The following is an 18,942-nucleotide window of genomic DNA, read 5'->3' on the forward strand; positions in this document are numbered from 1 at the left end:
GATTGAATTCAGGTCGTATCCCATCAAAGCTGAAGTTTCGATCGAGTATTCCGAAGCTTGATCAGGGCCTGGTATACGTTAGAGTTAAATGTCTGGCTTGCCATCTCTAATCAACCTATGAAGAACACGATCGCCCTTTTAAAAACTCGTCTGGAAGCCGCTCTGGTCGCTGCCTTTGGCAAGGAACTGACGGGAACTGACCCCATTTTGGTGCCAGCAAGTAATCCTAAATTTGGCGACTATCAGGCAAACGTTGCAATGTCGTTAGCCAAGCGGTTGGGGCAGGCTCCCAGGGCGATCGCTGAGCAAATTGTGCAAAATCTCGATGTCGCAGATTTTTGCGAACCGCCAACCGTTGCTGGCCCTGGATTTATCAACTTCACATTCCAAACTCGCTATCTGGAAACCCAGCTAAAAGCAATTCAGGCCGATCCTCGCTTAGGGATTGCCCCCACCGAACCGCCCCAGCGGGTGATCGTAGACTACCCCAGTCCCAATATTGCGAAGGAGATGCACGTTGGACACTTGCGCCCTTCGGTGAACGGGGATTGTCTGGCGCGAATTCTAGAATTTTTGGGCCATGAGGTGCTACATCTGAGTCATGTCGGGGACTGGGGCACACCGTTTGGGATGCTGATCGCTTACCTGGAAGAGGCTTATCCAGAAGCTCTGGCCACTTCAGACTCCCTGGATTTAGGAGATTTGGCTTCTTTCTATCGATCGGCAAAAAAACGATTTGACGAAGACCCGGCGTTTCAGGAAGCAGCCCGTTTAGCGGTGGTCAAGCTCCAGGCAGGGGATGAGGAAACCATTCACGCCTGGACAATTGTCTGTGGCTTGTCCAACCGTACCAACCGCAAGATTTATGAACTGATGGGGCTATCCCCCAAGATTCAGGAGCGGGGCGAATCTTTTTACAATTCCATGCTGCCTGATGTGGTGGAAGAGCTGGAAAGATTAGGCTTGCTGGTGGAAGATAGTGGCGCAAAGTGCGTGTTTTTAGAAGGGTTCACCAATAAGGAAGGAAAGCCCTTGCCGTTAATTGTGCAGAAATCCGGAGGGGGTTATAACTATGCCACAACGGATCTGGCAGCGATTCGGTATCGGGTCAATGTAGATAAAGTACAGCGATCGATTTATCCAGTGGGTGTAGAGCAAACCAACCACTTCATGCAGGTGTTTCAGGTCGCACGACGGGCGGGTTGGCTAACGGATGATCTTGAATTTATTCACATTCCCCTGGGGCACATCCTGGGAGAGGATGGCAAAAAACTCAAGAGTCGATCGGGGGAAGCACCCCGGATGCTGGATTTGCTAAATGATGCGATCGATCATGCCCGTGCCGATTTAGAGAAACGCTTGCAGGAAGAAGGACGGCAGGAATCTCAGGAATTTGTTGACCACGTGGCCAGGGTCGTCGGCATCAGTGCCATCAAATATGCCGATCTGAGCCAGAATCCCACCAGTGGCTATGTCTTTAGCTTCGATCGCATGCTGGCTCTCCAGGGCAATACAGCTCCCTATATGCTCTATGCCTATGTGCGGGTACAGGGCATCAGTCGCAAAGGCGGCATTGATTTTACAACCCTGGGCACTGACGCACCGATCGGGTTACAGGAAGAAGAGGAGCTAACTCTGGCGAAACACTTACTGCAACTGGATGAAGTGCTAGCGATCGTGGAGGAGAATCTTTACCCCAATCGCCTCTGCGAATACCTGTTTGAACTGAGCCAGAAGTTCAACCGATTTTACGATCGCCTCCCCATCCTGCAAGCGGCAGAACCCGATCGGACTTCGCGGCTGATCCTGGCTCACATCACGGCAGAAACGATTAAGTTGGGACTATCGCTGTTAGGCATTCCTGTACTGGAGCGGATGTAGGTTTTAAGGGATGAGAAAGTTTTGAGACACTCGCAAACCTGATTAGATTCAAACCTCATCCAGGTTAATGTCCAACGCCCGCAACTTTTCAGCTAACCGATCGGCTCGCTGACGTTCTTGTTCTGCCCGTTGCTGCGCCTGGTCTGCCCGTTGCCGTTCTGCTTCTTCGGGTAGGGGAATCAGCTCACCCTCTGCCGTGAACCAGCGCAACTGCCGCTCATGAATGCCTAGCTGTAATCCTAACTGCTGACTGGGCAAATGTCCTGCTTCGGTGGGGGCGATCGCTTCATAACTACCATTGACTAACCGAAACCCGGCAAACTCCAACGTCTCTGGATGAAACCAGTAATACTCCGGCAACCGCCACACGTCCTGATACAGCGTCTTCTTTGCTCCTTTATCCACCCTGGCAGTGGAGCTAGAGAGCAGTTCAATCACTACATTGGGATACTTACCGCCCTCATCCCAGATTGCCCAACTGCGACGGTCTCTCTTCTCGGTTCCCAGCACCACAAACACATCGGGCCCACGAAAGTCCCGCGTTTTTAGCTGCTGCATGTTGTAGTAGACAGTCAGGTTGCCGGAAATGTAGAAGTCTGGGCGATCGTGCCACCAGGCTTTCAATAGTCGAATCAGCAGGTCAATCTGATGGCGGTGGAGGTCGCTTTCCAAGGGTGGTTCGTCACTGTATAAGTTGCTTGGAGGCAGCCCAATCTCGTCAGCAATGTCCTCACCAACCCCAGGGAGATTCTCATCCAGACGAACCATAGCCAGATACTCCGGTAAGAGGCTTTCCAATATGGCTTTCAGTATAACTTGAGGGAAATAATCACTTAACAGAATAGCCGCTATTCGTCATCTCGACTCTGACTCGAAAGAACGCGACCAGGGAAAGATGAGTTGCGCTCTAACTCCAAAACTCATCCAGGTTCACCTCCGCAATCTCCTGCTGCACTTCCTGGAAGTAATTACTATTGGTCAGCAGTGCGACTTCTTTCTCGCGTTTTTGGTGATCAATTTCAATTTGAAGTTCTTCTAGTTGCTTCTTTAGCTCCGCTTCACGGCGTTTGCGATCGTTAATGTCCTGAACAATCCCTTCGTAATACAGAATCTTGCCATTATTGTCTTTGACGGCACGGGCATCAATTTCGACCCAGATAGTACTACCATCTTTGCAATAGCAACGGTACTCAAAATTCTTAACTGCATTTTGTTGTTCCAGAAGTGCTCGAAACTCAGCCCGTTTTTCGGGATCGACATACAGTTGTTCCCCAATATTGGTGATGCTAGCCATCATTTCAGCCGGAGAGTCATAGCCATACATTCTCGCCAGGGCGGGATTGGCACTAATAAATTCTCCAGACGGCGAGGATTGGAAGATTCCCTCCAGGGCATTTTCAAAAATACTGCGGTAGTTCTCCTCTGCAATGCGCAGTGCCTCTTCCGCCCGCTTCCGAGCCGTAATATCCCGCACCATGATCAGCACCTCATCCTCTCCCAGCACCAGGATCCGAACTTCCTCCACCTGGGTTTGCTCGTCGATCGAGATTTGCTGTTCGTAGACCTGGAGTTCTCCCGTCGTGAGGGCTTGCTGAATATGATGCATTCGCAAATTTGCCAGATCGGGAGGGAGAGACTCATGAACCGTATTGCCTGGGCTAAATTTTTGCACCCCGTGGACTCCTTGTAGGCGATCGCTCCCGACAATATCCAGGTACGTCCCATCCCCCCTGGCGCGAATCATCAGATCTGGAATCGCAGTGACAATGGCGCGGTTAGTCGCCTCACTCTGGCGAAGTGCTTCAAAAGATGCCTTCAGTTGACCCGCCATGCGGTTAAAGGAACCTGCTAACGTATCTACTTCAATAATCGGGCTGGGTTCAACCTGTTGATCAAGATCACCCTGGGCAAACTGATTCGAGGCTTCGGATACCCGCAGCAGAGGACGAGTCACCCACCGGGAGGTGAACAGACCAATGGCGATCGCCCCCACCAACGCTGCCAGCATCAATCCCAAGGTATTACGCCGACTGGCATGGATCTGCTCCATAAAATCGGCTTCTGGGATGGTCAGCACCACCAGCCAGTCCAGATTATTGTCCCGAAACGGCACCACCTGAACATACTGCTGTGCGCCATTGAGCCGATAGTCCAGTTGCTGCACGGATTGAATCTCGTTGAAATCTCCAAAGCGGCGGGTGAGATCCTCAGCGGTGGCTCGAATCGTGTCATTCTCACTGTCTGTGGCGAACAGCCGATCGCTTTCTTCCCCATTCTCCTGTACGATCGGCTCCTCGGTGGACGTGGCGACTAATTGCCCCGATCGCTCCATGATAAAAGCCGTGCCAGTTTTGCCAATCTGGAGACTTTTGAGAAACTGGTTCACCTCGCGCGGCAGAAAGAAGTCCGTGGCGCACGCCCCAATCAGCGTATTGTCCTGGGAATCGTAGACCGGCAGGCTGGCGGTGATGGTGGGAAATCCGGTGGCAAAGGCGATGTAAACGTCGCTCCAGGCTGCCTGCTGCGTTTCCCTGGCGGCTTCATACCAGAGGCGCGTTCGGGGATCATAGGGGCGATCCAGGGTGCCAACCTGAATGGTGCGATTCCCCTGCTGATCAAAGCCAAAATCCTGACGAATAAAGTTGGTGGAGGCATTGCTGTAGTGCAGAATCACCTGCGAGTTTCCCTGATCAAACGTGCGACTGGCTCCAAAAAAACTGCCCGCCTCATCGCCGCAATAGACATAGCTGAGGGTGGGGTAAATCTGCATTTGCTCCCAAAAGTAATGCTCCCCCCTGGGATTGCTGATATCCAGATCGCCCTGGGCAAACGCACTTGCATTCAACTGATTGATTGTCCTGGGCGCGGCTGTGTAGGACTCCAGCTTTTCTGTAATCCGATGGGTGAGTTCCGTTCGCAACTGACTGGCGACATCGTTAACGGCCCGCTGGCCACTGCGGTAGGCAATGAAGCCCACCAGCCCAACGGCAGTAATGATCTGGAGAATAAAGGGAACGACGAGGGTAGTACGGAGGCGGAGTTTGTGCAGGGTTTGACGCTTCGCTCTACCAGTCATTAATACCCTCCCCGCCAGCAATCCACTCCTGCAAATCTCGCTCTGCTTTTGCCACGTTAAAGAGATGCAGCCCAAAATCTTGAGCCAAATCTTCGCAGACCCTGATGCCGCGGACGCTATTCCCCTTGGGATCCAGCGGCGGTGAGAAGGTGCCAATCCCCAATTTGCCCGGAACCACGGCGGTAATGCCACCACCCACCCCACTCTTGGCCGGCATCCCCACGCGATAGCACCATTCGCCCGATGCATCGTACATGCCGCAGGTGAGCATGACGCTGATCACATCCTGGACATAGTGTTCATCGATCGCCCGTTCCTGTGTCACCGGATTCACGCCGCCGTTGGCTAAGGTGGCAGACAACATCGCCAGATCCCGCGCATTCACCAGAATCGAACACTGCTGAAAATAGAGATCCAGCGTTTCATCAATCTTCTCGCTGACCATGCCAAAATTCAGCATCAGGTAAGCGATCGCCCGATTGCGATGGCCCGTTGCCTTTTCCGACAGAAACACCGGCACGTTGATATCGTGTTCTCGACCGGTATAGCGTTTGAACATTTCCAGCACCCGCTTCAGCCGTTCGGTGCCGCTTGAACCTTTGATTAAATCGGCCGTGGCGATCGCCCCTGCATTCACCATTGGGTTATAGGGACGATTGGTAGTCTCATCCAGGACGATGGCATTAAACGCCTCCCCCGTCGGCTCCACATTCACCTTGCTGTTGACGTACTCCCGCCCGTAATCCTCCAGGGCCAGCCCAAACACAAAGGCCTTAGAAATAGACTGGATCGTAAACAGCTGATCGCAATTGCCCACTTCAAACACCTGACCATCGGCGGTGACGACACAAATGCCGAACCATTCTGGCTTGGCCAGTGCTAATTCGGGAATGTAATCTGCGACTACCCCATCATTTAGCGATCGATACTTCTCGTACAGATCGTTGAGATAGTTGCGAAAGGGCGATGTGGCTGCTGTAATGGAACTGGTAAGGGATTGCAAATCTCCGATTCCTGACATAGCTTCTCTCCTTACCCCTCCATGATTTGCTGAGCAACGCTGCGAAATTCCTGGCTAATGGGATGATCGGGATAGGTGACGCAGAACACCCCTTCACTGGCAAGCTGCACAATATCTTCCGACAGGGGAAAGATGCCTGCTACCGTTTCTCCGTAGGTTGCTTCAACTTTCTGCTTCAATGCTTCCGGGTTGATTTTGCTATGAGCTTTGTTGATTGCCAGCAACATTTTGCGAACTTTAAGCTGCCGTGCCACATCCATCGTGACGGCGGTTCCCTGGTAGTCCTGCTTATCCGGGCGCAGGATCAAAATCAGAACATGGGAAATGGCGATCGACAAAAAGGTTTCTTTTGACAATCCCGGATGGGTATCAATAAACAAATAATCAAGCTGTAAAGACTTCACCAGACTGCGAAATCCATCATTCATCAGCCGGACATCGTAGCCATCCTTGAGAATGCGGGCAATGTCATCGGCTTTAACACTGGATGGCACCAGAAATAAACGGTTTTCCCCCTCCAGCCCAATATTGGCACTGACATCATAAGCGGTCTCCTCGATCGGCGTTTCCCCCCACAGGTAATTGTTGAGGGTTTTGCCCATCTGTTCAGGTTCCAGACAGAAGAGGTTGTGAATTCCCGGAGAGGGAACATCGGTGTCTACAACCCCAACCCGGTTTCCTGATGCAGCTACGGTAGCTGCCAAATTGGCAGTGAAGTTAGACTTACCCGTACCACCCCGGTAGGAATGAATAGAGACGACCTTAGGCATTATTAGTACAGAATGATTAGCGTAAAGAACAAAGTTAGTCTGCTATCTGAGTATCAGATATCTAAGTAACAGACTTGTCTGACTGAGTTCTGTAAAAACTTTTATTGCTTTAAAGTATCTAAGCAACAAAAAGATATCAAACAAAGTAGTTTCCTATACGGAAATCCATGAACACTTTGTTCGTTTTATTTCTTTGACGCACTGTTTCGAGGCTTAGGCCAAGGATGCTCTGGTGCAGCATACCAATTCCATCTGACGATTGCAAATTGATTCCCGTAGCGTCGGAATGCATTCTGCGATCGAACGTTATCTGAGGAATGCGAATTGAATCAGCTGAAATGCTTGTGGGGCAGGCAGCGATTCGACGGCTCGACTGAGCTCACGCCGAAGTCCGAAGTCTTGCCCACCCAATTAGCGAAGTAACACGTTGCCCAGGTTATTGAATCTATGCGCCTCAGTTACCAAAGCAGACTTGTAGTGACCCAAAGTTATTTCCCAGCGTGAAATCATCATCATTGATGCGCAGGGCAACGATATTAACTGGCTGCAAAAGATCCTGAGGTTCATTTAACCAACTGTAAGTCGAACCCGGTACACCCACTAGCAATGCTCCCAGAGGAATTGTTTCGTCGTAGCTGAACCCGTCATACCCCTCAATCTCTGAAAGGTTAGAGTATCCCTGAGGCCCGACCCGATTCAGGTTCAAAACATCGACCGTCCAGGAACCTCTGATGCGGGTAACGCGGCTGTAGGTATTAGACAGTTGCAGATACTGCCAACCCCGCTTGGCATCCACACTGTAGCAAGTCGTACTGGTACGGGCATCACCTGAAGTTGGCAATGAACCGATCGCAGTTGCAGTCAAAAGACCCAGAGTCAGAAGCTTTAAAGGTTTCATAGTTTTTGAGATTCAGCTACTTAATCCTGCACTACACCTTTTCAAGGTCATACCCAAACCATCGGGCAACTTGCAAGGGGAAGCGTTAATTCTTGATAAAAAGACTTAATTCGGCGTAAAAAGTTCTCTGATCCTACATGGTGGTTCTACTCGTTATGATGTAATTCTGGAAGAATTGCCGAGAGAAGGGGGAAATCTGACTGTCTACACTCGTCCGCTGGCTCGATTAATTGAGCAGCTCCAGCGCTTACCGGGAGTTGGGCCGAAAACAGCCCAGCGGTTAGCTCTGCACATTCTAAAGCGTTCAGAATCCGAAGTTCAAGCACTGGCCCAGGCAATTCTGGAAGCCAAGCAGCAGGTAGGACTCTGTTCGGTCTGCTTTCACCTGTCCGCAGAACCCGTTTGTGAAATTTGCCGATCGCCCAATCGAGATTCCCATACTATTTGCGTCGTTGCCGATTCCAGAGATGTGATCGCGCTGGAAAAGACCCGTGAGTATCGCGGCAAATATCACGTTCTGGGCGGACTGATTTCACCCATGGATGGAATTGGGCCCGATCAGTTGAATATTGCTCAGTTAGTACGGCGAGTTGGCAAGCAGGAGATCAAAGAAGTCATTTTGGCCATCAGCCCCAGCGTCGAGGGTGAAACCACAACACTCTACATTGGACAATTGCTCAAACCATTTACGCGGGTAACGCGAATTGCCTTTGGTTTGCCGATGGGAGGTGACCTGGAGTACGCCGATGAGGTGACCCTGGCTCGGGCCCTGGAGGGACGACGGGAACTGGATTAAGACTTTTTAATGTAAGGATTTCCAGACATTTGCCTCAGAAACTAGCCCCTTGAAGCGATCGCATCCCCTTTTTCCGGTCTGGACACCCCAGAAATCGGCACAAAGGTAGAGGGCGATCGCAATTGCCTTTTACACACTGGAATTAGCGTTTAACTGTCCCTGCCCTGCAACCTCGTTGTAGGGCTTTTATTTTGCTATTTATCTTAAAAATTGTTAAAGAATAAACTAAATTGGATAGGTACTCAGGATAGATTGCAGCAAGAGTCGTAGCAGAGGTTGTCCATGAAGATAGTCTGGGAACCCAGCATTTACGTAGGGAACGCGCCAGTATTTTGTACCCTTTGCGGTCAAAGATCCTATCCTGTCAGGAATCAACAGAATCAGTTTTTACTGGCAGTGATCTATAACGATCGCGGTGTGGCCCTGGGGGAAGCCTGTCGAGATTGCGTTGCAGTTGGAACAGCAGGAATTCACTCTCGGTTACAAGAACGCATTCAGTCTTTGGAAGCGAAAGTCGCCGAATTGCGCACCTTTGCTGAAGCTGAAATCCAAACACCGTCTCTGGAACAGGAGTTTCAGGTGCATCGATCGAATATTTCTTAGGAAATGCAAATTAAATCAGCTGAAATGCTTGTGGGGGGAATATCCTGCCTGCCCAGTCCATCAGCAGCGTCTAGTTAACGGGAGCCAGGTGACAGTGCCAGGTAACAGGAGCAACGCTCAGGAACGTTTGCGCTTGAACACGAGCAGGGCGGCAATCAACAGAAAGCTACCCATTAGCAACGAAAAGGCTAAAGTGCTGGCGAACCAGTTAAACCAATCTATGCTCACCATCGCTCTATTACGTGTTCCAAGGCTCAACTTTTGCTTTTACCACTTTTGCTTTTTACCTTCTGCCTCGCGCTTATCCCAGTTCCACTAATTTGACGATGCGGTGAGCCGAGATTCCTCTGGTGGCGATCGCAACGGCACTCAGATTACTGACTAAACACAGACATCCTAAAAAGGTGAGGATGTACGTAGGGGCCATTACAACCCCGATCGATAACCAGGTAAATACGTGCAGCAGGATGAGCAAAGCGTAGAGGCTGGAGATCTTTGCCATGAATTGCACCTGGGCGATCGGACGACCCAACCCCGTAAAGAGCAGGGTCTGGGAAGTGGCTAGTAAGTTAGCTGGAACCAGCATGGCACAGATGGCAACGCAGTGAGTTCGGGAAAATTCAAACAGGACGTTAATTAAATCAAGCATTCAAAGATTCATGATAGGCCTATTGCCCCAGCATACCCATTGCCCCCTCCAACTGGGAATCTCTTTATGAAGAATTAAGTCCTTACCGCGACTCCCCACTCCTTAAAGGATTCGTTCATAAACTTTTCATCGGGGTAGACTGAAAGTACAGAGAATGTATGGGCGAGGAAAGGATTCAACGGTATTGTCCTTGAAAGTTCGATCGAACCCGCTTCTCTGAACTAGACACATTGGAAAGTCCTTCATGAAATCAGGTTTCCGGATCGGCTCCATCCTGGGTATTCCTTTACGAATTGAAACCTCCTGGTTCTTAATCCTGGGGTTAGTCACCTTTTACTACGGTTCAGTTTGGCAACAAGAGAACTGGGGAGAAACCTGGGGCTGGGTCGCTGGGTTGGTGATGGCGTTGATGCTGTTTGGCTCGGTGCTGCTCCATGAGTTGGGTCATAGCTTTGTGGCAATGGCGCAGGGCATCAAGGTGAATTCGATCACGCTGTTTCTGTTCGGCGGAGTCGCCTCGATCGATCAAGAATCGAAAACACCAGGACAGGCGTTTCAGGTGGCGATCGCAGGGCCTGGCGTTAGTTTTGGACTGTTTGTTGCCCTACTGCTGGCGGATTTTCTCCTACCTCTACCGGATCCTGCCCAACGAGTCGTGCAAGAATTGGCCGAATCAATATCTTGCTGGCCGTTTTCAACATGATCCCAGGACTCCCCCTGGATGGTGGACAGGTTTTAAAGTCGATCGTCTGGAAGCTGACAGGCAGCCGCATGAAGGGAGTTCGCTGGGCCGCCCGAACAGGGCAACTCCTGGGCTGGACTGCAATCCTCCTGGGAGTCATGGGCTATTTTACGCCGTTCCCCCTCAACTCATTGTGGTTAGCTCTACTGGGCTGGTTTGGAGTGCGGAATGCCAGAGCCTATAGCCAGGTGACTGATCTCCAGGAAGCACTGATGAACCTGGATGCAGCAACCGCCATGACGCGAGCCTTTCGGGTCGTAGATGCAGAGATGAGCCTGAATGAATTTACCCAGAGCTATCTGGAGCGGGAAGTGGCCCATTCTGAAGTGTATTACGCCTCGTCGGACGGTCGCTATCGCGGACTGGTCGCTGTGGAAGATCTCAGTGCGATCGAGCGGAGTCAGTGGGAAAACCAAACGCTGCACAGCATTATTCACCCCCTTACCGAGATTCCATCTGTCCGAGAATCCACACCCTTAACCGATGTAATCAACCGGATGGAAGCCGAAAGCGTCCGGCGGATTACCGTTTTGTCTCCAGCCGGAGCAGTGGCTGGAGTAATCGATCGGGGTGATGTGGTACAGGCCCTGGCAGCCAAGCTAAAAATCCCCGTTCCTGAAGCACTGATCAAGCAAATCAAAGAAGAGGGGGCTTATCCACCAGGACTACAGATTCCTGCTCTGGCCAAAACTGCGACAGATTAACTTCCCGACAGAGCGATCGTGGTTTAAGCTAATCTTGTTTTTGGTTTTTACAAATTCCATGCCTGACACTCAACTAATTCTTGCTGCCAATCAAGATTTCTATCGCGCCTTTGAGCAAAGAGACATTGAAGCGATGAGTACCCTTTGGTCAAAAGGAACAGATTGTCTTTGCATTCATCCCGGTCGGCGCCCTGCGCGGTTGGGAGCAAATCCGAATGGCGTGGGAACAAATTTTTCAAAATACGGAAATGTTTCAAATTTCCACCAGTATCATTACGGCTGATGCCAGCGGCAACCTGGGGTACATCGTTCTGGTGGAGCAAATTTCCCAAATCATTCAGGGCAGGCAAGTCACGATTCAGTCGATGGGAACCAACATTTTTGAAAATATGGCGGGAAACTGGTACTTAATCCACCATCACGGTAGCCCGATTATGCCCGCAGCACCTCCAGGGCAACAGTCACGATAGGGAGTTGGGAGTCGGGAGCCGGGAACGAGCCAGGAGCCAGATTAGAACCAGAGTAGGGTGAGCCTGTCCACCCCCTGCTTCAAGTCCCTCAGCCTGCATTGACCAGAGAGCAAACCAGATATCCAGATTTATAGAGCAATAATCCCCCCGCCTCATTCAACAGGCATGAATGGAGGACAAGGGGATGCTTTATCAAGCGATTAACCGGGTTAGCTCAGGTAAAAGTTCAAAGCAAAAATTGATGGTGGTAAACCTGCGATAGCGAGCTAGTAGACCTCGGCAACAATACGCCCACCTTTCGTAGTGCAGGCTTCCCCTGCGCGGGCAAGATGCCCGCTCTACGGTTGCTCAATTCACGCTCGCTTCTACTAGCATGGCAAACCTGAGTTAGCCAATCGAACCCATCAGACCATTCCACCTGGACGATCGAGCCAGTCAGCAGAGCAGAAAACTACACAGGGATAGCCTCTGGAGCTGCAAGTGCCAGGATATGGTAGCAAGAAGGTGTATCGTCTCCTAAAACTTCATTGATTCGGTCTCGAATCTTCAAGTGTAATACCTGGATAGAGTCGGTGAAGTCATGCTGAACATGCAATACAGCGGTTTGTTTCTGGTATTGCTTGCCATAGTAAGCCACAAAATAGGTGTAGCGGTTGGCACTTGGAGCATCTAATACAAAATCTCTCATTATCGAAAACCTCTCTTAGCCGGAGGTAAATAACATCAGAACAGTGGAAGAAAGGGCTGAAAAGCAGTGAGTGGTCAGAGTCCTTATTGATGGATACGGAAGTAAGCTCCACGTTTCCGGTCAAATCAGGCATTTAGTATTCGTATCTGTTTAGTGCAGTGAGTTTGACTACGCTTAGACTACGCCTGTTGGAAGTTGAACTCCTCTGTGTTTTTACTCTAATCCGCAAAACGCAGCTGGTTGAATGCTGTAGAGTTCACTGAGTGGGTGCCCGTTGCTAGTGTAGACGAATTTAATCGACTTATACGCCCAATCTTCTCAAACCGGAAAACGAATTTCATCCTGCTATAAGATGACCTCACTGGATGAGATGGGAGTGGTACACTACAGGATGCTCAGTATGGTACGCTCCAAAATTCTGATCTGACGTTCGGATCTGAACACTATTTAACCTCGCAATTGCTGTAAGGGCATGATTTCTCCAAACTTTGACCAGTTTTTGCAACTCGCACAACAGGGTAACTTTGTTCCGGTGTATCAAGAGTGGGTGGCCGACCTGGATACGCCTGTGTCTGCCTGGTACAAGGTTTGTGCAGGACAACCCTATAGCTTTTTGCTGGAGTCTATTGAGGGAGGAGAAACGCTGGGGCGATATAGTTTGTTGGGCTGTGATCCACTGTGGGTCTTAGAGGCACGCGGCGATCGCACCACTCAAACCTACCGGGATGGTTCCACTCAAGTCTTTGAGGGTGATCCGTTTGTGGCGTTGGCAAACTGTCTGGCTCCGTTTCAACCCGTTAACCTACCGCAGTTACCGCCCGGCATTGGCGGGCTGTTTGGCTTCTGGGGCTATGAACTGATCCACTGGATTGAGCCAAGGGTTCCAGTGTATCCCGCTGCGGAGGGTGATTTGCCGGATGGATTATGGATGCAGATTGATCACCTGCTGATATTTGATCAGGTTAAACGCAAAATTTGGGCGATCGCCTACGCAGATTTGCGGGATCCTGCAACCGATCGTCGTCAGGCTTATGATCAGGCTTGTGCTAAAGTCACTCAGTTGGTCAGCAAGCTGCAATTGCCGATTTCGTCCCAGGATTCTTTTCTCCGGTGGGTTTCTCCAGCATTCACTCAGGCGGCAAAACCAAAGCATTCTGCGAATCCTCTCTACACCAGCAATGTGACTCAGGCAGAATACTGTGCCAACGTCGAAAAAGCCAAGGGGCATATTCGGGCGGGAGATATTTTTCAGGTCGTCATTTCTCAGCAGCTTTCCACCCAATATCAGGGCGATCCCTTTGCTCTGTATCGATCGCTCCGGCTGATCAATCCCTCCCCCTACATGGCCTATTTTCACTTCCAGGACTGGCAGATTATTGGTTCCAGCCCAGAAGTCATGGTTAAAGCTGATCTGTCCCCTGAACAAGATGGCAGCAAAATTGCCACGGTGCGCCCGATCGCCGGAACTCGACCCAGGGGCAAAACCCCCCAGGAGGATGCCGCCCTGGCTGAAGATTTGCTGCAAGACCCGAAGGAGCGGGCAGAACACGTCATGCTGGTAGACCTGGGACGAAATGACCTGGGGCGGGTTTGTGCCAGTGGAACGGTGGCAGTGAATGAGCTGATGGTGATTGAGCGATACTCTCACGTCATGCATATTGTCAGTAACGTGACGGGGGTTCTGGCTCCCGAGAAAACAGCCTGGGACTTGTTAAAAGCTTGCTTTCCAGCAGGAACCGTCAGCGGTGCGCCAAAGATTCGGGCGATGGAAATCATTCATGATTTAGAGCCTTGCCGTCGAGGGGTTTACTCTGGAGCCTATGGGTATTATGACTTTGAAGGACAGTTGAATACGGCGATCGCCATTCGGACAATGGTGGTGCGCAGCCAGCCGGACGGACAACATCAGGTAATGGTGCAGGCAGGAGCCGGACTGGTGGCCGATTCTGATCCAGAACGGGAATATGAGGAAACTTTGAACAAGGCGAGGGGAATGCTGGAGGCGATTCAGTCCCTTAACCCGTTACCCTGAATCTACGATCGCCACAATTCCTAAAAATTCTCAAGCATTCTTAACTTCTCTTGGGACGATGGATAATATTTCCATAACCTACCGATTACCAATCCTTTAGATTTGCGGTCTAGTGTGATAGAGAAAACCTAGACCCGTGATCGTTATGCTCCATTCCTACGCTCTGGAAGCAACTCCGCAGCCCGACCTACGTGAACTGTTGGAGGAGCTGTACAGGGGACGAAATTTACAGCCCTACAGGAGTGGTCAGCCGATTCGGATGCTCTCAGATGAGATTTTGGTGGTGTGTCGAGGTGTCGTTCTGCTAGGGACACTGTACGACAATGGTGATGAAGCACTGTTGGGGTTAGCGTGTCCATCTATGCCATTTGGTTTACCCCTCTCATTGATTCATCCTTATCAAGCAACTGCATTGACCGATGTTGACCTGATGCGATTGCGGTTGATGGAGATAGAGCAATCCCCCATGCTGGCTCAGGGAATCTTTCATCATCTTGTGCGGCGAGTGCAGCAATCGGAAGCTGTATTAGCGATGGTGGGATATCGCCGGGTTGAAGAACGACTGCGCCACTTTTTGATCTTGCTGAAGCAAGAAGTCGGACAACCCATTGAAAATGGAGGCACCCGCATTAGTGTTCGGTTAACCCATCAGCAGCTTGCCAATGCGATCGGCACCACTCGCGTCACGGTAACTCGACTCCTCAGCCAGCTTCAGGAGGAGGGTTGGTTGGTGGTTGACAGCCACCGTCACATCATTCTGCCATCCCATGTGCCAGCCCTGTCTTAGGATCAACGGCTGCTCCGGGTTAGCGATGCAGACAAAGCAGATAAACCGTTTGCTGACCTGACCTGAGCCAGTTCTTCATTTTCCATGATCACGGCTTCGTAGGGCACCACCCCCGTCAGTTCGCTGTCCAGATAGCGTGCTGCTTCCCGCGACAGATCCAGCGATCGATCCTCAAAGTAGGGGCCGCGATCGTTAATCCGCACAATCAAGCTCTTACCTGTGAGCAGATTGGTCACTTTCAAGTAGGTGTTGAAGGGAAGGGTGGGATGGGCTGCTGTCAGATCCGTCTGGTTAAAGATTTCCCCTGTTGCAGTTAAACGCCCATGAAAATAGGGGCCATACCAGGAAGCAGTGCCCTGAATCTGTTGATCGGTTGGCGTGAGCCGATGCATTTGACTTTGGGCTTGTGTCAGGGGAATCGGAGGGACATCCAACGTCTCTCGCAGATTGTTAATCCAGGTAATGGCTAGCAGCTCAGGATTGCGATCGAGCAAAGCCGCTAACTCTGGATCTACCCAAAACAAGACTGTGTCGCCTACTTTTCCGGCTGGCATCCCGTTGATTAGCGCAGGAGTTAGATGGGATGGCTCAAAATCAGAGTTTCGCAAGGCATGCTGCAACCGTCGAGCCAATTCCTCTGCCCGTTCTGCAGTTGGCAATTCTGCAACCAGTTGATCCTTCACTCGAACTTGAAACACCCTGTCGGCAGGTTTGGGTGCATTAGCATCCCGTTGCCACAACTCTGTGCACTGCCCAACATTTAATTCTCGAATGCCATGTCGGCTCGTATAACTCCAATGACGATGATCGGAATCTGGAGATGCCAAACAAGGATTCTTCGCGGGCACGATCGTTACGAGGGGAGTTGTAAACCGAAAAGCCTCGCGGATGTCTCCCGTCCAGCGAAACAGATTGCTGACCACCTGTAATACCGGATTCGCCAGATCTTGCCCAGTTACCGCCTGTGAGGGGGGATTCAATCCTGTAATGAGGGCTGGAAGGGTTACAGATGAACTCAGCCCGGATGAACTCAAGACAGATGAACCCAACCCAGATGAACCCAATGAAGTTGCCGCCCCACGCTACCCAGCAGTGCCAGATGCGCTATCATCTCGGAAAGTTGCCCTGGATAGAGTATTGGACTGGGATGGAACCTGGGATGCAGCCCTGAGCCTGACTGACTGATTACCCTCTGCACCACCCAACTGGGCTGAAATACGGCGATCGACGGTGGGATTGACAGGGACGATCGGTTCCAGGATAGGAACGATGGCACAACGATCCGGCGGAAAGGAGAATAAGACCCTTCAGGCGACACCTGAAACCAGGGATTCCCCCTGCCGGGAGACTCAACCAGCCAATCTGAAGCCTTCCTGGCAACAGGGGCGGGCAAGGCGGAGAAAGGCTTTGCAGGTGACTCAGATAGTCCGTTGATGGAAGTCGGCGGACGGGTTGAATCAGTTGAATCAGCTGAACTAAATGAATGGTTAGGGAACCGAGAACCAACCACTCGACTGATCAAGGCGATCGAACGATTGGAAAGGGTGCGGCTGAGATGTTCTAAAGGTCGTGGGGATTCGTGCGGTGAAAAGAAGCTGCTAACTGCCGAAATGACCCACAAAAGTCCAAAAAAATTCATGGATCTGCAATATCTAGTGTAGATGTCCCAAAGTGATGATGAATGACGCTCAAACAGGAAGGAATGAACTCCCGGCTGCTGATGAATTTCATTTAAAGCCTGTATGAAAACAATATGAAGTCCTGAAACAAAGCTAGATCTTACACAGTTTTATCCACTAAACCTAGAAAATGATAAAGTTTTGTAAAACAGGACTAATTTTTTGAGAATACGATCGTCCGGATTTGATGACCTGTACCTCAGGGTATAAATGCAAAGCAAATCCCTCAGCCATGGAAAGAACAAGGGATCTGCAATAAAATGGCACCCCAATCTTGGCAGAAATCTGTTGTAAGGGCGCACAGCTGTGCGCCCCCAGCGGGTACGTTATTTTTCTGCGTCCTCCTAAGGTCAAAAGGAAGCAAAATGTCTCAATGGAAAAACTTGCTGTGCAACCTGGGAGCGTGGGAGGGATCGTTTACCCGAATGTCAGCCCAGGGGGTAGTTCAAACTGATATTCCCAGTCTCGTAACGCTGGAAGGCTTGAACGACAACCAGACGATTCGCCAAACAATTCAGCATTTTTCAACGACGGGTGAACTCACTCAAAACAAAGTGCTGGAGTACTCTTCCCTCAGTCGGAGTGTGCTGGTTTTTGAGAATGGAGCTTTTTCCCAGGGTTCAATGCAGTTTGCCCCTTTTCTGAGTTTGGCGCAGAGATGGGGCTAATTCATGGCGATCGCCGACTCCGCCTGGTGCAACTCTTTGACCAGGGGGGCAATATTTCTTCCCTCACTTTAATTCGAGAACATCGACAGCATACTTCTGCGGTTGAGCATCCCCCTCTGACAGTGGAAATGCTGCTGGGTGAGTGGCAGGGGGAAGCGGTCACACTGTATCCAGATTGGCAAACGCCAGAACGGTACGATACTCGACTGGTGGTTAGTTTAGAAGGCGATCGGTTACGGCAACAGCTCATGACCTCCCAAATAAACCTGACCTCCACTGCCCAAGTCAACGGTTCAACGCTGCTCTTCACGGAGGGTCGCTATCCCCTCCAAGTTTTACTATTACCGGATGGAGCCTCTGCCAATACGCCCATCACCGTGCCCAAGGGCATTCCATTTTTCCTGGAAGCCGGGTGGCTGATCAGTCCCACGTTGCGGCAACGTCTCATTCGACACTACGATGCGCAGGGAGGATGGCATAGTCTAACCTTAGTGACTGAACAAAAGGTTTAACCAGGGATGGAATTTTAAAAACCCATGCCGATCTACTACGTCGAGCACAGCATTACCTACACCTACGATCGCCCAGTTGAGTTAGCGCCCCACACCATTCGGCTCCGTCCCCGGTGTGATATCACGCAGAAGCTACACGCCTTTACATTGGCGATCGAGCCAGAACCCACCAGAGTTTCAGAAATTTTGGATTTAGATGGCAACTCCATCTATCGCGTTTGGTTTCAGGATGAACCGTTGTCCAGCCTGTCCGTGAAAGCTGTTTCCGAGGTGAAAACGTTCCGCGAAAATCCATTTGATTACCTGCTGGAACCCTGGGCGATCAGCCTGCCGATCGACTATCCCGTGTCGTTGAACGATCGGCTGCAACCCTATCTCAGGGGACAATTTTCTCGGCTAACAGGAGATATTGATCCGGCTGCGATCCGGCTGGCGCAAGACATCTGGGACAAGACCACAGGTAATGTCGTTCCATTTTTGTCGGAACTGAACCAGCAAATTTATCAAAACTGTAGCTATACGCTTCGGGAAACGGGCGCAGCCATGCCTGCCGGAATCACCTGGACTACCCAATCTGGCTCTTGCCGCGACTACGCTGTGCTGTTTATTGAAGTCTGCCGGGCTGTGGGACTGGCGGCTCGCTTTGTCAGTGGCTATCAGGAAGGGGATCTCGACAGCAACGATCGTCATCTTCATGCCTGGGCAGAGGTTTACCTTCCCGGAGCGGGTTGGCGTGGCTATGATCCCACCCACGGACTCGCCACCGCAGACACGCATATTGCCCTTGTCACCAGCCCAACTTCAAAGGACACTGCTCCCGTGGCGGGTACGTTCAAGCAAGGCAGGAGCGCACAGTCCAATATGAACTATGAGTTAAGGATCAGTCGAGCGTGAGTCGGGAGCCGGGCAGGGGTAAATTGCATTCACCCGCACAAGGAACCGGGTAGGGGCGAATTGCTATTCGCC

The 18,942-nt window shown here is 51.0% G+C and carries 17 protein-coding genes and 2 pseudogenes; 10 read left to right on the forward strand and 9 right to left on the reverse strand.

The window, feature by feature from the left end:
* Positions 1-117 precede the first annotated feature (117 nt).
* On the forward strand, positions 118-1,881 hold the full coding sequence (argS, locus tag ACM1PF_RS07930) for an arginine--tRNA ligase (protein WP_416673856.1): 1,764 nt from the start codon (positions 118-120) through the stop codon (positions 1,879-1,881).
* A gap of 48 nt (positions 1,882-1,929) precedes the next feature.
* On the opposite strand, the gene ACM1PF_RS07935 is transcribed toward argS, so the two are convergent.
* The 5 genes from ACM1PF_RS07935 to ACM1PF_RS07955 all read right to left on the reverse strand — a co-directional run bounded on the left by ACM1PF_RS07935 (position 1,930) and on the right by ACM1PF_RS07955 (position 7,646).
* On the reverse strand, positions 1,930-2,649 hold the full coding sequence (locus ACM1PF_RS07935; RefSeq protein ID WP_416673857.1) for a Uma2 family endonuclease: 720 nt from the start codon (positions 2,647-2,649) through the stop codon (positions 1,930-1,932).
* Between the two features lie 139 nt (positions 2,650-2,788).
* Complete coding sequence (locus ACM1PF_RS07940) at positions 2,789-4,957, reverse strand: PAS domain S-box protein (RefSeq protein WP_416673859.1); 2,169 nt, start codon at positions 4,955-4,957, stop codon at positions 2,789-2,791.
* Positions 4,947-5,978 carry a glutaminase A gene (gene glsA, locus ACM1PF_RS07945; RefSeq protein ID WP_416673861.1) on the reverse strand — a complete coding sequence of 344 codons (1,032 nt, stop codon included), beginning with the start codon at positions 5,976-5,978 and terminating at the stop codon, positions 4,947-4,949. Before glsA ends, ACM1PF_RS07940 begins: the two co-directional genes overlap by 11 nt.
* An 11-nt stretch (positions 5,979-5,989) precedes the next feature.
* The gene (locus ACM1PF_RS07950) at positions 5,990-6,748 is read right to left on the reverse strand and encodes a MinD/ParA family ATP-binding protein (RefSeq protein ID WP_416673863.1); all 759 of its coding nucleotides are present in this window, start codon (positions 6,746-6,748) and stop codon (positions 5,990-5,992) included.
* A gap of 454 nt (positions 6,749-7,202) precedes the next feature.
* A complete protein-coding gene (locus ACM1PF_RS07955) occupies positions 7,203-7,646 on the reverse strand; it encodes a hypothetical protein (RefSeq protein ID WP_416673865.1) in 444 nt (147 codons plus the stop codon).
* A gap of 175 nt (positions 7,647-7,821) precedes the next feature.
* On the opposite strand from ACM1PF_RS07955, the gene recR reads away from it, so the two are divergent.
* Positions 7,822-8,442 carry a recombination mediator RecR gene (gene recR, locus ACM1PF_RS07960; RefSeq protein ID WP_416673866.1) on the forward strand — a complete coding sequence of 207 codons (621 nt, stop codon included), beginning with the start codon at positions 7,822-7,824 and terminating at the stop codon, positions 8,440-8,442.
* A gap of 282 nt (positions 8,443-8,724) precedes the next feature.
* On the forward strand, positions 8,725-9,045 hold the full coding sequence (locus ACM1PF_RS07965; RefSeq protein ID WP_416673867.1) for a hypothetical protein: 321 nt from the start codon (positions 8,725-8,727) through the stop codon (positions 9,043-9,045).
* A gap of 301 nt (positions 9,046-9,346) precedes the next feature.
* On the opposite strand, the gene ACM1PF_RS07970 is transcribed toward ACM1PF_RS07965, so the two are convergent.
* Positions 9,347-9,694 (reverse strand): hypothetical protein, encoded by a 348-nt coding sequence (locus ACM1PF_RS07970; protein WP_416673868.1) that lies wholly within the window; start codon positions 9,692-9,694, stop codon positions 9,347-9,349.
* Between the two features lie 244 nt (positions 9,695-9,938).
* Between ACM1PF_RS07970 and ACM1PF_RS07975 the strand changes: the two genes are divergently transcribed.
* The 3 genes and pseudogenes from ACM1PF_RS07975 to ACM1PF_RS07985 all read left to right on the forward strand — a co-directional run bounded on the left by ACM1PF_RS07975 (position 9,939) and on the right by ACM1PF_RS07985 (position 11,610).
* A complete protein-coding gene (locus ACM1PF_RS07975) occupies positions 9,939-10,397 on the forward strand; it encodes a site-2 protease family protein (protein WP_416673869.1) in 459 nt (152 codons plus the stop codon).
* Positions 10,394-11,140 (forward strand): CBS domain-containing protein, encoded by a 747-nt coding sequence (locus tag ACM1PF_RS07980; RefSeq protein WP_416673870.1) that lies wholly within the window; start codon positions 10,394-10,396, stop codon positions 11,138-11,140. Before ACM1PF_RS07975 ends, ACM1PF_RS07980 begins: the two co-directional genes overlap by 4 nt.
* Positions 11,141-11,198: 58 nt before the next feature.
* Positions 11,199-11,610: pseudogene (locus ACM1PF_RS07985) on the forward strand (nuclear transport factor 2 family protein).
* A gap of 451 nt (positions 11,611-12,061) precedes the next feature.
* Here the strand turns inward: ACM1PF_RS07985 and ACM1PF_RS07990 are convergent.
* A complete protein-coding gene (locus tag ACM1PF_RS07990; protein WP_416673871.1) occupies positions 12,062-12,298 on the reverse strand; it encodes a hypothetical protein in 237 nt (78 codons plus the stop codon).
* A 472-nt stretch (positions 12,299-12,770) separates the two neighbouring features.
* On the opposite strand from ACM1PF_RS07990, the gene trpE reads away from it, so the two are divergent.
* Together trpE and ACM1PF_RS08000 are read left to right on the forward strand one after the other, a co-directional pair.
* Complete coding sequence (trpE, locus tag ACM1PF_RS07995) at positions 12,771-14,330, forward strand: anthranilate synthase component I (RefSeq protein ID WP_416673872.1); 1,560 nt, start codon at positions 12,771-12,773, stop codon at positions 14,328-14,330.
* A 145-nt stretch (positions 14,331-14,475) separates the two neighbouring features.
* Positions 14,476-15,117, forward strand: a complete 642-nt coding sequence (locus ACM1PF_RS08000; RefSeq protein ID WP_416673873.1) for a Crp/Fnr family transcriptional regulator — start codon at positions 14,476-14,478, stop codon at positions 15,115-15,117.
* A 2-nt stretch (positions 15,118-15,119) separates the two neighbouring features.
* On the opposite strand, the gene ACM1PF_RS08005 is transcribed toward ACM1PF_RS08000, so the two are convergent.
* Both ACM1PF_RS08005 and ACM1PF_RS08010 read right to left on the reverse strand, forming a co-directional pair.
* The gene (locus tag ACM1PF_RS08005; protein WP_416673875.1) at positions 15,120-16,097 is read right to left on the reverse strand and encodes a septal ring lytic transglycosylase RlpA family protein; all 978 of its coding nucleotides are present in this window, start codon (positions 16,095-16,097) and stop codon (positions 15,120-15,122) included.
* A gap of 50 nt (positions 16,098-16,147) precedes the next feature.
* A complete protein-coding gene (locus tag ACM1PF_RS08010) occupies positions 16,148-16,756 on the reverse strand; it encodes a hypothetical protein (RefSeq protein ID WP_416673877.1) in 609 nt (202 codons plus the stop codon).
* 405 nt (positions 16,757-17,161) lie between these two features.
* On the opposite strand from ACM1PF_RS08010, the pseudogene ACM1PF_RS08015 reads away from it, so the two are divergent.
* Positions 17,162-17,976, forward strand: a pseudogene (locus tag ACM1PF_RS08015) (DUF3598 family protein).
* A 24-nt stretch (positions 17,977-18,000) separates the two neighbouring features.
* Positions 18,001-18,870, forward strand: a complete 870-nt coding sequence (locus ACM1PF_RS08020) for a transglutaminase family protein (protein ID WP_416673878.1) — start codon at positions 18,001-18,003, stop codon at positions 18,868-18,870.
* Positions 18,871-18,942 lie beyond the last annotated feature (72 nt).

The organism is Egbenema bharatensis FJBBOT/2019, assembly GCF_048077055.1.
Taxonomy (GTDB): domain Bacteria; phylum Cyanobacteriota; class Cyanobacteriia; order Elainellales; family Elainellaceae; genus Egbenema; species Egbenema bharatensis.